Raw genomic sequence first — 14168 nt, 5'->3', positions numbered from 1 at the left:
GATTCTTTTTTGAAAGTTTTGAAATTGTGACCGATCTTACTCCACACCCAGAACGTGATGTGCTAACCGGTATTGAACCAATCAGTATTATTGATGAAATGCAACGCTCCTATCTCGATTATGCGATGAGCGTGATTGTTTCACGTGCACTCCCTGATGTCCGTGATGGTCTTAAGCCTGTTCATCGACGTATCCTTCATGCTATGAATGAGATGGGGCTTTCTTTTAATAAGTCGTATCGTAAATCTGCTGGTGTTGTTGGTGAGGTTATGGGGAAATTTCATCCCCATGGTGATGCTTCAATTTACGATGCATTAGTGCGTATGGCGCAGGACTTTTCTTTAAGAAATCCATTAATTGATGGTCAGGGAAATTTTGGTTCCGTTGATGGTGATCCACCTGCGGCCATGCGCTATACTGAGTGTCGTTTAGAAAAAGTTTCAGAAGAACTTTTAGCTGATATTGATAAAGATACTGTTGATTTTCAGGATAATTATGATGGGCGTGAGCGTGAACCGGTTGTCTTGCCAGCGCGTTTTCCCAATCTTTTGGTTAATGGATCAGGGGGGATTGCTGTGGGAATGGCAACCAATATTCCTCCCCATAATCTTGGTGAAGTCGTTGATGGTTGTATCGCTTTGATTGATAATCCCGATATCACACTCGATAAAATAATTGAAATTATTCCTGGTCCGGATTTTCCTACAGGGGGCATTATCCTCGGACATTCTGGTGTTCGTGCAGCTTATGAAACAGGGCGTGGCTCAATCATTATGCGTGCTAAAGTTGAGATCGAAGAGATTCGCAGTGGTCGACAAGCAATTATTGTGAGTGAGATCCCTTATCAAGTTAATAAGGCAACGATGATTGAGAAAATGGCCGAATTGGTGCGCGATAAACGCATTGAAGGAATCTCTGATTTGCGTGACGAATCTGATCGTGATGGATATCGGGTCGTTATTGAGCTGAAGAAAGATGTTGTTGCGGAAGTTGTTTTAAACCAATTATATCGGTATACGCCGCTGCAAACTTCCTTTGGTTGTAATATGGTTGCTTTGAATGGGGGAAAACCCGAACAGATGACGTTGCTTGATATGCTTCGTGCATTTGTTTCTTTTCGGGAAGAAGTTGTCAGTCGGCGAACAAAATATCTTTTGCGTAAAGCGCGTGAGCGAGCACATGTTTTGGTTGGTCTTGCCCTTGCTGTTGCCAATATTGATGAAATTATAGCGCTTATTCGCAAAGCTCCTGATCCGCAGACAGCACGTGCACAGTTAATGGAGCGACGCTGGCCAGCGATGGATGTTGCGCCTTTGATTAAACTTATTGATGATCCTCGTCATATTATTCATGAGGATGGTACTTATAATCTCTCTGAAGAACAGGCGCGTGCTATTTTAGAATTGCGTTTGCAACGATTGACAGCCCTTGGGCGTGATGAAATTGCTGATGAATTGAATAAAATTGGCGTGGATATCGCTGACTATCTTGAGATCTTGGCATCACGCGTGCGGATTATGTGTATTGTTAAGGATGAGTTGAGTGCTCTTCGTGAGGAGTTTGCAACGCCGCGACGTACCGTATTTGGCTTTGGTAGCGCTGAGATGGAGAGTGAAGATCTGATCGCGCCAGAGGATATGGTGGTAACGGTAAGCCATAGTGGTTATATTAAGCGTGTGCCTCTTAATACCTATCGTGCACAGCGACGTGGTGGTAAGGGGCGTTCTGGTATGTCCACGAAGGATGAGGATTTTGTAACGCGGTTGTTTGTTGCCAATACGCATACTCCGGTTCTTTTCTTTTCATCACGTGGGATTGTTTATAAGGAAAAAGTTTGGCGACTGCCGCTGGGGACACCCCAATCGCGTGGGCGGGCTTTGATCAATATGCTTCCCTTACAACAAGGTGAGCGTATTACAACGATTATGCCTTTGCCTGAAGATGAAGCGAGCTGGAGTGCATTAGATATTATGTTTGCGACAACACGTGGAACTGTGCGTCGTAATAAATTATCAGATTTCGTTCAGGTTAATCGTAATGGTAAAATTGCGATGAAACTTGATGAAGAAGATGAAATTCTTTCTGTTGAAACCTGTACAGAACATGATGATGTTGTTCTAACAACAGCCAATGGACAATGTATCCGTTTTCCAGTTGTTGATGTTCGGGTCTTTGCTGGGCGTAATTCTGTGGGAGTTCGTGGTATCAATTTAGCTAAAGGCGATAAAGTCATTTCGATGACAATTTTAGAGCATGTCGAGGCGACGTCCATTGAGCGTTCTGCTTATATTAAACGTGTAATGAATGAACGGCGTGCTTCTGGTGCAGATGCTGATGTTGAAGATGTTATAACTCTTGATGAAGAAGATGGGGGTGCTGAAACAGAGTTAACAGATGAACGTTATGCAGAACTTCATGCACGTGAACAAATGCTTTTGACAGTGAGTGAGTTTGGTTATGGTAAACGTTCTTCTTCCTATGAGTTCCGGATTTCGGGACGTGGCGGAAAGGGGATTCGCGCAACAGATCCATCTAAAACAGCTGAAATTGGTAAATTAGTAGCGGCTTTTCCGGTGAAGGCGCAAGATCAAATTATGTTGGTATCAGATGGGGGGCAGCTTATTCGTGTCCCTGTTGAGGGAATTCGTACTGCTGGGCGCTCAACTAAGGGAGTCACAATTTTTAATACAGCCAAAGGTGAAAGAGTCGTATCGGTTGAACGTATTTCTGAACCTGAAGATGATACGAGTTCATTAGATGATGAAGGTGAGAAGCATTCTGATACAGTTGATATGAGCGAAGAAAAATAATTTTTAAGAGGAAGGAGTAAAGTCATGAAAATTGCTCTTTACGCGGGTTCTTTTGATCCTCTTACAAATGGTCATCTTGATGTTTTGAAAGGGTGTTTTGTGTTAGCTGATAAGGTGGTCGTCGCTATAGGGATACAGGCTGACAAAAAAACACTTTTTAGCTTCGAAGAGCGTGTTGATTTCATTACGCAGGTCGGGAAAGACTTGTTTGGTGCAGATTCTAATCGATTGCAGGTTCTTTCATTTAGCAACCTTCTCATTGAGAAGGCGCGTGAAGTTGGTGCTTCATTTCTCATTCGTGGATTGCGTGATGGTACTGATCTTGATTATGAAATGCAAATGGCCGGGATGAATGGCGTTATGGCTCCTGAATTGCAAACTGTTTTTTTGCCGGCAAGTGTTTCTGGGCGTGCGATAACTTCTACATTGGTACGCCAAATTGCCTCTATGGGAGGTGATGTGACACCATTTGTACCGCCCAATGTTGCACAAGCTTTGAGCTCGAAATTCCAATCTTTTAGGGGAGAATAATTGTGTCTCGTAGAATTTTTGCTGTTTTGATATGTGTGTTTTGTTTTTTTTCATTGTCCGCTGTCGCTGGTAATCCTAGACCAGCAAGCGATGCAAGCCTTCTTGTTTTATCTCTCAAAGATGGTGATGTCATTATTCGTCTGTGTCCTGATTTGGCGCCAAAACATGTTGCGCAAATCAAAAGATTAACAGAGGAGGGGGCCTATAATAATGTTGTGTTTCATCGCGTTATTCCTAATTTCATGGCACAAACTGGTGATGTAGAATTTGGAAAAAAAGGCAGTAGAGATTTTGATTTGAAACGCGTTGGTATGGGTGGCTCAAATTATCCCAATATACCGGCAGAGTTTTCAAAGCAGCCGTTTAAGCGTGGTACAGTTGGGATGGCACGGTCACAAGATCCGGATTCCGCGAATTCTCAATTCTTCATTTGTTTTGATGATGCTGCTTTTTTAAACGGTCAGTATACGGTTGTTGGAGAGGTTATAAAGGGGATGGATGTTGTTGATAAAATAAAAAAAGGTACGACAAGTAATAATGGATCTGTAAAAAATCCTGATGTTATTAATGCTGCTACTTTACAAGTTGAGAAATGAATCAAGGGAGCTTTCCATATGGCAGAGAATAAAAATCCAGAAAATACTTTAATTCTTGAAACAACAAAGGGCAGAGTTGTTATTGAGCTTTTTGCTGATTTAGCACCTTGTCATGTTGCACGTATTAAAGAATTGGTACGTGAAGGTGCTTATGATAATGTTATTTTCCATCGCGTTATTGATGGTTTTATGGCGCAAACAGGGGATGTGCAATTTGGAAAGAAGGATAGTGAAAAATTCAATTTATCACGTGCGGGTATGGGGGGGGCAGAAAAACCAAATTTAACAGCAGAGTTTTCAAATCTTTCTCATAAGCGTGGTACAGTTTCTATGGCACGGAGTCAGAATCCAAATTCTGCTAACTCTCAGTTTTTTATTTGTTTTGCAGATGCTCCGTGGCTTGATCGTCAATATTCCATATGGGGGCAGGTTGTTGAAGGTATGGAAAATGTTGATAAAATTAAACGTGGTGAACCTGTTTCAGATCCAGATTCAATTACCAAAGCCATTATTGCTGCGGATGCAAAATAGTATAAACTATACTGATTTTAATTGTAAGTTTCTAAGAAAAAAATACTCTTTTCTGATCAATAAAAGCACACAAAACTCTTTTGTAGTATCACGCTTACCTTTTATAATTTCGAGCTAAGCATTGTCCATATATTTCCTTCAATCGGATCTTCCTTAAGAATATAACGCAAAGGATTTGTACAAACACTTGTCAGAATAAGAAAACGCAAAGTCTGTTGTATTATGGTTGTTGTTTGGCAAAGTGTTTTATAAAAAATTTGGCAGTTCTCTTCCATCCATTGTCGGTCTTAATAGTTTTATGATGTTACTTTCCTGAGAGAGCGTGTGCTTTTGTTTCTGCTTGTAAATCAACATCCAATCCTAATGCAGAAGCATGTTTGAAACACATATTAAGACGGATAAAAGCTTTACTCGCTCATCCAGTTTTCTTAGCAAGGTGGAAAACCAGCATTTATATATATTGGCGTAATCTTTAAAATAAGAAGACAGTTTAATCTTAGAAGAATATAATAAAGGCGCAGAAGTGAAATAAATGGCTAGTCTTGCCATCTCCTTTTTAATTCAACTTTACTTTTTTAAGTATCTAACGCAATATCTTTTAAATAATGAAGATTATGTATGGACTTACGCTTTTATTTTTCTCGTTTTTTTATAGAGGAACGCTCCAAACGGAATACACTTGTGTTGCATATTTACGTGTTTTTTTAAGAAGCATTTCTCAGTACATATCAACATTCACTTCCACGATGACATTCATGGCATGTATAGTTTTAAAGCTATAAATAGTATAAAATATTATGCACCACCATCTTTAAAGCTTGTGAAGGAGCAAACGGGTACCATCATACGCTTTTTCAGCCTCTAATGTTACGATAGAGCTTTTGGTATTTGAGAATCTTTACAAAAAGCATTTTTAGTTTTTTAAAGTATTTTTATTTACACGTTAATTTCTTTTGTGAATTATCTCCAATGCCAAGAGCTATCTCAATATTGTGAGTGGATAAATGATTATGTTCATTTGCACTTTTATTAAGCGTGAGGATCGCTGTGCCCAGTAGATGAAAAATTTTTATCTGTAAAAGTTAAAGAATATTGTGAGCTGTACAATGCGTTCAAAATTTTCTTTTATGGGTACAAAGTTACTGCTTATGGAAGTATGTGAAGATGAAATTATTGTGATAATAATTTTGCAGTTCTGTTAAGGATAAGCGTAGGTATTTTGAGGTATGATATTATAAGGATTTTACTATTTTTCTAGAGTTAGATTATCACTTTTATTATGGTGATTTCTTAACAAGAAATGTTCTTTTATCTCGTTTAATTTTTGATGCTGGTTACAATATTGAGCGAATCAAAAATTAATTCATAAAGCTTATGACAATGCGCGTAAGGGGATATCTTTTTTCTTTCTATAGAGATATGCATTGATGGAATCAAAAAGACGAGAGTTATGATAAAGACATTTCATTATAGAAAAATTGCTCAAGATGGGTATGCACGTCGAGGAGAAATTATAACGGGGCGAGGATGTGTTCGTACACCCGCATTTATGCCTGTTGGGACGGCAGGAACTGTTAAGGCTATGTATATGGATCAAATTCGTGATCTTGGTGCAGATATCATTTTGGGGAATACTTATCATTTAATGTTACGTCCAGGAGCTGAACGTGTTGCGCGTTTGGGAGGATTACATGAATTTTCACGCTGGAGCGGACCTATTTTAACCGATTCTGGTGGATTTCAGGTTATGTCATTGGCGGGAATCCGTAAAATTACTGAACAAGGTGTGATTTTTCGCTCTTACATTAATGGAGCTTACTATGAAATGAGTCCAGAGCGTTCTATCGAAATTCAAGGACTTCTTGGTGCGGATATCCAGATGCAGTTGGATCAATGTATTGCATTACCAGCAACTGAAAAAGAAATGGAAGAAGCTATGGAACTTTCATTGCGGTGGGCGCTGCGTTGTAAAACAGCTTTTGGAGATCAGCCAGATAAAGCATTGTTTGGGATTGTTCAAGGTGGTGATAATATGAAACTGCGTGAACGTTCTGCTCAAGCATTAAAAGAAATGGATTTAAAAGGTTACGCTATTGGAGGGCTTGCTGTTGGTGAGCCGCAGAGTGTTATGACAGCAGTATTGGATACTACTTGTCCGATTTTACCAGAGGATAAACCACGCTATCTTATGGGAGTAGGGACACCTGATGATATTTTACAAAGTGTTGCACGTGGTGTTGATATGTTTGATTGTGTTATGCCAACGCGTGCAGGACGTCATGGTTTAGCTTTTACCCGCTTTGGTAGAATTAATTTGCGTAATGCGCGTTATGCAGAAGATCCACATCCTCTTGATCCACAGTCACTTTGTCCAGCAGCACATGATTATAGTTGTGCTTATTTGCATCATTTGATCAAATCTGGTGAATCTCTTGGGGGGATGTTGTTGACTTGGAATAATCTTTTTTATTATCAACAACTTATGCAGGGAATTCGTGATGCCATTGAGGAAGGCTGTTATGCTGATTTTTGCGCTGAAACGCGTGCTCTATGGGCACAAGGACGCTAAAATATTAATCGTAATATAACGTCTCATTTTTTATTGAATTTATTCTCGCACTTACAAATTTAGTTAAAAATATGAAATTAGAAACATCTTCCAAAATTATAAAATTTCACTATCTTAAAATATAACAGTGCGGTTTTATAAGGGCACATATTCTGTTTCTAATTACTATATAAAAACAGAAACTGTTACTCCGGTACGCGCTACCTGATCCGGAGAAAAACAGTTTTTCTGTTTCTGATGACTGTTTACAGCAACAATGTTAATGAGGCGTTAGCGAACTCTTAAAGAAGTATGAAAATTGTATTTTTATGAGATATTTTGTGTTTTTTATTATTAAAGGTAAATAATGGATTATATACAATCGAACAGATAAATTTTTAGAAAATTAAAATAAAACTAAAATAAGATTACATATTTAAAATGTTATAATTTTATATTGTTATTATTTTTATATATTAATATAAATATTATTTACATAGATTTATATAATATTATTAATATTGTAAAACTAAAAATTTATAGTTTTAATGTAATAAAAATTAAATATTAATCACAATAATTATCATATATTATAAAATATCAATATATATATTGAAACAAAACTTATTATATTTGTTTTCTGCTTTGTTTATAGAATTTATCTGAAAATAATCATAATATATTTACGTGAATATTTTAATTTACAGATAGTGAGTTAGATATCTGATGCGATTCCTCTGTGAGGGAGGGGGAAAGATGCCTAAAAGAGGATATTTAATAAATCTAGAAACCAAGCACTATTATCATGAGAATTTTTAAAAGACTCTATAATAATTTATAAGAATGGCCTAAAGTTGAAATTATAGCTTATCGATTTGGGGGGATCTGCATTTAGGTAGCAAAAATAAAGCAACAATAATTGGGGGAGAAGTTTTATCTTTGTATCAAGATAATGATGAGATATTGTTCACTTGTTTGAAATGCATTATTCAGCAAATTTTAGAATTATTTATAGGGTATAGTATATCGTTGTAAAAGTTTTCACTGTAAAATTTCAACGGCTGAAAAGAGGAGACAAAGTTTATTATCTGGTAGATCTGATAGAAATAGGTGAATACGTCTATGATCTTGAGGTTTTCAAAGATTTTCCATTAAAGAATCTTACTTAAAACTCCATAAAATGCTTTATATATAAAAATATTTCTAAAACTTTATTGGGGACTATTGGGCATGCGTATAACAATGTTTTGAATTTTTGTTTGTGTGTATTACAGATATTTACAGTTAAAACTCCTATCCAGAAGTGATGATATGAGGGATTCTTATCAACAAAAGGTTCTTGCATTGGGAATTGATTCGAGAATACGACGTTTAATAATTTTAGCTCTTGCCGTGGGCAGTTTTGCTATTGGTACTGCAGAGTTTGTTGCAATGGGGCTACTGCCAGAGATGGCACGAAGTTCCTATGTTGATATTCCTACCGCTGGTCAATATATTTCTGCTTATGCATTAGGAGTTGTGATTGGAGCACCTCTTTTAGCTGTGGCAACAGCTCAGGTATCACGCAAAACTGTTTTGATAGGCTTGATGCTTTTTTATGCCTTAGCAAATATTGCTAGTGCCTTTGTTTCTGATTTTAGCATATTAGTAGTATTACGCTTTCTCAGTGGACTTCCCCATGGAATCTATTTTGGACTTGCGGCTATGGTTGCCTCTTCAATGGTAGAAATGAAAGAACGTTCTAAAGCTGTTGGATATGTTATGCTTGGCTTAACAATTGCAACCGTTTTGGGAGCACCCAGTGCTACTTGGATTGGTCAACTTATTGGTTGGCAGATTGCTTTTGTCCTTGTGGGGATGATCGCTTTATTATGTTGTTTGCTTATTTGGAATTTTTTTCCTTGTGATTCAAGTTTTCCAAAAACGAATCCTTTGCAAGAAATGGGTGCATTAAAGCAAAAGCAGGTGTGGCTTCTTTTGTTGATGGTGTCGGTGGGAGCGTCAGGATTATTTTCTGTTTTCACTTATATCAAGCCAACATTAATGCATATTTCTGGTGTTTCACTTGAGTTGGTACCATTTATTATGCCGTTAGTTGGATTGGGAATGGTGGTAGGAAATCTCTTGGGGCCTAAATTAGCCGTTAAAATTGGTATTTCGCCGATGATATTTTTTTCTATGCTTTGGAGCGTATTTGTTTTTTTTATTTTTTTATTTTTATCCTATGCTCCGTTAACAGCGGCAATAGGATGCTTTTTTGTTGGAACTTCTTTTGCTGCTATGCCTTCTATACAAACAAAAATTATGGATGTTGCACTACAGGGACAGATTTTGGCAGGAGCATTAATGCAGTCTGCTTTTAATATTGCCAACGCTCTTGGTGCAGAATCTGGAGCATTAGTTTTAAAATTGGGTTATAGTTATGAATATACAGCTGTTTTAGGAAGTGTTCTAACTTTGTGTGGATTAATGGTTTTTTGCGTCTCATGGTATATGGAGAAGCATGCTTAATGTTTTTCATTTTTAAAATGAAGAAGGTATTTTTATGTTTATTTAATTATTGGAATGTCCTGTTGGATTTTTTAACATGCAGTAAGAAATGCGCAGCGCTAATGGAATAGCAAAACAAAATAAAAAACCAATGAGCACTACAAGAAGAGTTTTTGCTGCTAAGATCATTCCTATTGTTCCTCCAGGATTAAAGAGTCCGGCAAGATTGGTGATAACTCCGGCTAGAGTTGCACTCAATGCAGCTGAAAATAGTTGTACGGAGGTAAGGGATTCACTGGCACGGAGAGCATCTTCATCATTTGTACATTGTAAAATTCGTGTGAGCAAATGTGGCCATGCTATGCCTGCACTGATTCCAATAGAAAATAGTGCTAAGCAAATAATAAAAATATATTCAAGCGTGGAAACTTCTGTTGGTATGAGCCATAAAAGAATCGCTATGCCTAACAGTTTTAATAGGGGCGAGTATATAATGATGTTGCGAATTTTTTTTGTGGAGACAGCAGCACTTGAGAGGGCTCCACACGTCCACCCTAGGCTCATAAGTGTTGCTATATAACCGGCTATAAGTGGAGCTTGTCCATGAAGTTCTTGAAGAAAAAGTGGTAAATAAAGTTCTATACTGTACACGACTGTTGTCATAACGAGTATTAATGCGTAAACAGGAAAAATTTCAGAAGAGAAAGAAAAGGATTTGCGCGGCAACATAGGATGAAAGCTATATGATTCGATTTTTGCTAAAACAAAGAGAAGACTAAGTCCGATAACTAATCCGCAAATTTTTGCCATTGTTGTGTCCATAGCTCCTCCAACAGAGATGATAAAAATCAATAAGGTGAGTGTGAGAAGCTGGAGAAGAGGGAGGGGGGATGTTGGAACATAGTTTTCATTCTTTTTGGGTAAAATTTTAAAGGCTATGAGTGAGAAGAATATAGCTAATGCGCCAATGATCCAAAAGGATGCTCTCCATAGGCCATAATATACAGAAATTCCTCCGATTGCTGGTCCTAACAAGGTTGATATTCCCCACATTCCAGAGATAACACTTAATGCGTGTGACCATAAAGATGGGCTGAAAACAATACGTACCATGGAATAGGATAGAGATAACAAAGAACCACTTCCCAATCCTTGAATAAAGCGTCCTATTAAAAATAATGGCATAGATGAAGAAATGCTGCACAGGAAAGTGCCTAGGGTAAAGATAAGACCAGAGATAACATAAGCGTTGCGAGGACCTAATTTCCCTAATATTTTTGTTGCAAGTGAAGTACCAAGGAGTGAAGCTGTAATAAAGACAGTCGCCACCCAAGAATAATATTCATTGCCAATATGATTTATAAGGGAAGGTAAAATAGTAATAACAATATAAACATTGGTAGCGTGTAATATAACACCACCTGTAAACGTTAAAAAGCAAAGACCATTTTTACCCAATAAAAGCTCAGACCAGCTCTGTTGTTTCACTGTTTTTTGCTATTTAATAAAAATTTATCCTCTTTTTACTTATAAGGTACTTCTTTGAATTTGCCAAGAGAAATTCAAAGCTCTGTTTAGAGCTTTGAATTTTAATTTAATTAATAACTTAATTGCCCATTGCTTTTTTGAGATTCTCATCAATTTTATCGAGGAAACCTGTTGTAGAAAGCCATTTTTGTTTAGGCCCAATCAAAAGTGCGAGATCTTTAGTCATAAAACCTTCTTCGACGGTTTTAATACAAACTTCTTCCAATGTCGTGGAAAAGTTTTTTAATTTCTCATTGTTATCTAGTTTAGCACGGTGCGCCAGTCCACGTGTCCATGCGAAAATAGATGCAATAGAATTTGTTGATGTTTCTTCGCCTCTTTGATGCTGACGGTAATGGCGTGTTACGGTGCCGTGTGCCGCCTCTGCTTCAACAATTTTACCATCAGGTGTCATGAGAACAGAAGTCATGAGACCAAGAGAACCAAAGCCTTGGGCAACAATATCAGATTGGACATCACCATCATAGTTTTTACATGCCCATACGTATCCACCTGACCACTTTAATGCAGAAGCAACCATATCATCAATAAGACGGTGTTCGTAATATAATTTACGGTTTTCAAATTCAGTTTTAAATTCCATATCGAATATTTCTTGAAAGATATCTTTAAAACGACCATCGTAAGCTTTTAGAATGGTATTTTTTGTTGAAAGATAAACTGGAACATTCCGTTGTAGTCCATAATTAAAGGATGCGCGGGCAAAATCACGAATTGACTCATCAAGGTTATACATAGCCATGGCAACCCCTGCGCTTGGAGCATCAAAAACATCATGTTCAATAACTTGATTGTCATCACCTACAAATTTAATACTTAATTTCCCTTTTCCTGGAAATTTAAAATCTGTTGCCTTGTATTGATCGCCAAAAGCGTGACGTCCTATAATAATTGGCTTTGTCCAGTTAGGAATAAGGCGAGGGACATTTTTACAGATAATGGGTTCGCGAAAAATGACTCCTCCTAAAATATTGCGGATTGTACCATTAGGTGATTTCCACATTTTTTTTAGGTTAAATTCTTTAACGCGTGCCTCATCAGGTGTGATGGTTGCGCATTTTATACCAACCCCATATTCTTTTATAGCATTGGCAGAATCGATTGTTACTTGATCATTGGTTGCATCACGATTTTCGACGGAAAGATCATAATACTTTAGATCAATGTCGAGGTAGGGATGGATTAATTTATCTTTGATATATTTCCAGATGATGCGGGTCATCTCATCCCCATCAAGTTCAACAACGGGGTTTTCTACTTTGATCTTTACCATTAGAAATCCTTTTTCTTTTAAGCGATACTACTTGTATAACACTTTCAAGTTTATAATGAAAAGTAAAAACAAGGGAAAAAAGCATTCAAATATGAACTTTTAGAATATATTATCATAGAGTGTAAAATTTTGTTTGAGGGTTTAATCTTTGAAAAGAAGTGATGTGTTTATAAATCTATAAGTATTCTATGATTGATGAAGAATCTGTTTAATAGATAAGGTAGTTAGATCACCGAGAGACGGGGATTATGCGTTTTTATTATCAGAGATTCCATTTAATAATTTGATCGTATTCTGAATTATAGTTTCTTGATTTGTTGTGTGAGGTGAATAAGCATCTATTTTTTATATTGCTATTTCAACTCTAAGATTACGGTTTGTTTATTTATAAAAAGTTTAATGTGATAACAAAGGCACTGTAATTAGAAATGCTTCATATAAAATGCGTTTGGGATAAACTTCAGTTTTGAAGGTTGGAAAAAACGTATAAATGATGTGGCTGGTTTAATTTAAAAATTAACAGCATACGCAAGAATATGACTTATAAAATTACCGTATCGCGAGCTAGAATACTCTAATTCTTATATTTTATAGATTCTTATTGTTATAACTGTGCGCAGTAAAGCACTATCCTCGAAATGCAACAAAGAAATTAATCACCTAATGATTCTTGTATCCTTTTTACAAAGAGATTCCTTTTAATTTACGAAGAAATTCCTTTTAAAATCTTGTTCTCTCGTTTTTATTTATGCATCCCTCATTTTTAAAAACACAAATAAAATGAATATATTACACATAGAAAAAAGGAGGATGGTACGCCCAAGGGGCGGGTATAGAGTAAATAAAATCAAAGAATTATATAGAATATAAGGGAATTAATGAATTTTGATTCTATTACGTTTTTTTGTCTCTGCCCCTAACTTTTTTGGAGCTTTTTTATAGCTTCAAGAGCTAGTCTTTTACGATCTGCACTCTTTGTATAAAGGGATGCCATCTGATCTTCTGTCCAGCCAAAAATTGCTTTCAATTGTGATACTGTTGCTCCAGAACTAGCTGCACGTGTTGCGGCTAATTTTCTTAATCCATGCGCCGATTTTTTAATTCCAGCCGCATTACAAGCGTCTCTAAATCCATTCCCAAAGCTTTCTTTGGTGAATTTTTGATTCACTTTACTACAGATAAATGTTTCTTCTCCAATAGGACCAGTTTCAAGCGTTTTAGCTAATTCCGGTAAAATGGGAAGAAAAACATCTGTTTGGAATTTACTTTTCTCTGTTTTGAGATGAATAATATTGTCTTTGACATCTTTCCAGCCAATGCGTACCGCATCACCACGACGCAAGCCCGTATATAAAAGAACATCAATCCAGACACGTTCATGGGTACCATGATGCCATCTTTGATAATATTTTTCGACATCTTCTTCTGTCCAAACAGGAAATCCCTCTTTGTTTTTGAGGGGGGGTCTTTTTATTCCTAAAGCTGGATTATTTTCCAAAAGACCTTGATCAATCGCCCAATTAAAAAGTCCATTAAGGGCTTTCAGAAAATTTCTAGCCATTGCTGGTGTTTCTTTACGCCGTTCAACACCGGCTATGATATGTTTCTTTTCAATTGCTTGGTATGGAATGTTTCCTATGGTATCACATACCTTCATAAGGATGAGTTCTTTTTGTTTTTGGGTGACTTTAGAAAGGCTATGCCAATTGGAGCTGTTAAAGTATTGTTTAAGTAGCCATGCAAATGACCCTTCAACAAGTTTACCAGTTTTTGATTTAGGAAGTATAAGCCCTTGTAACTCGGCAAGTGCGCTTTTGTAGTTATCAACAAACTCTTGCGTT

Annotated in this window: 8 protein-coding genes and 1 pseudogene; 6 read left to right on the top strand and 3 right to left on the bottom strand. The window is 36.9% G+C overall.

Annotated features, from left to right (window positions below; translation table 11 throughout):
• Nucleotides 1-26: 26 nt before the first annotated feature.
• The 6 genes and pseudogenes from gyrA (at nt 27) to ACFILD_RS02030 (ending at nt 9527) form a co-directional block, all read left to right on the top strand.
• Entirely contained in the window at nt 27-2810 is a 2784-nt protein-coding gene (gene gyrA, locus ACFILD_RS02055) for a DNA gyrase subunit A (RefSeq protein WP_273791490.1), read from the top strand.
• A 24-nt stretch (nt 2811-2834) separates the two neighbouring features.
• Nucleotides 2835-3354, top strand: a pseudogene (coaD, locus tag ACFILD_RS02050) (pantetheine-phosphate adenylyltransferase).
• Nucleotides 3344-3937 carry a peptidylprolyl isomerase gene (locus tag ACFILD_RS02045; RefSeq protein ID WP_375643202.1) on the top strand — a complete coding sequence of 198 codons (594 nt, stop codon included), beginning with the start codon at nt 3344-3346 and terminating at the stop codon, nt 3935-3937. The pseudogene coaD and the gene ACFILD_RS02045 overlap by 11 nt, the downstream one beginning before the upstream one ends.
• Before the next feature lie 18 nt (nt 3938-3955).
• Nucleotides 3956-4468 (top strand): peptidylprolyl isomerase, encoded by a 513-nt coding sequence (locus ACFILD_RS02040; protein WP_273791487.1) that lies wholly within the window; start codon nt 3956-3958, stop codon nt 4466-4468.
• A gap of 1450 nt (nt 4469-5918) precedes the next feature.
• Complete coding sequence (gene tgt / locus ACFILD_RS02035) at nt 5919-7037, top strand: tRNA guanosine(34) transglycosylase Tgt (RefSeq protein WP_273791486.1); 1119 nt, start codon at nt 5919-5921, stop codon at nt 7035-7037.
• Between the two features lie 1290 nt (nt 7038-8327).
• Entirely contained in the window at nt 8328-9527 is a 1200-nt protein-coding gene (locus ACFILD_RS02030; RefSeq protein WP_375631313.1) for an MFS transporter, read from the top strand.
• Between the two features lie 42 nt (nt 9528-9569).
• On the opposite strand, the gene ACFILD_RS02025 is transcribed toward ACFILD_RS02030, so the two are convergent.
• From ACFILD_RS02025 to ACFILD_RS02015, 3 genes are all read right to left on the bottom strand, one after another.
• Nucleotides 9570-10994 carry an MFS transporter gene (locus ACFILD_RS02025; protein WP_375631314.1) on the bottom strand — a complete coding sequence of 475 codons (1425 nt, stop codon included), beginning with the start codon at nt 10992-10994 and terminating at the stop codon, nt 9570-9572.
• A gap of 118 nt (nt 10995-11112) precedes the next feature.
• Nucleotides 11113-12327, bottom strand: coding sequence for an NADP-dependent isocitrate dehydrogenase (locus tag ACFILD_RS02020; RefSeq protein ID WP_375631315.1), 1215 nt, complete (start codon nt 12325-12327; stop codon nt 11113-11115).
• A 916-nt stretch (nt 12328-13243) separates the two neighbouring features.
• On the bottom strand, nt 13244-14168 hold a 925-nt coding region (locus ACFILD_RS02015), incomplete at its 5' end, for a tyrosine-type recombinase/integrase (protein WP_375664697.1).

The sequence above is a fragment of the Bartonella sp. CL162QHHD genome (genome assembly GCF_042195435.1).
Classification (GTDB): domain Bacteria; phylum Pseudomonadota; class Alphaproteobacteria; order Rhizobiales; family Rhizobiaceae; genus Bartonella.
This window is presented reverse-complemented; position numbering and strand designations above follow the sequence as displayed.

Coding starts and splice junctions, on each gene's coding strand:
- ACFILD_RS02040 (WP_273791487.1), top strand. CDS start 3,956: ATGGCAGAGAATAAAAATCCAGAAAATACTTTAATTCTTGAAACAACA.
- tgt (WP_273791486.1), top strand. CDS start 5,919: ATGATAAAGACATTTCATTATAGAAAAATTGCTCAAGATGGGTATGCA.
- ACFILD_RS02030 (WP_375631313.1), top strand. CDS start 8,328: ATGAGGGATTCTTATCAACAAAAGGTTCTTGCATTGGGAATTGATTCG.
- ACFILD_RS02020 (WP_375631315.1), bottom strand. CDS start 12,327: ATGGTAAAGATCAAAGTAGAAAACCCCGTTGTTGAACTTGATGGGGAT.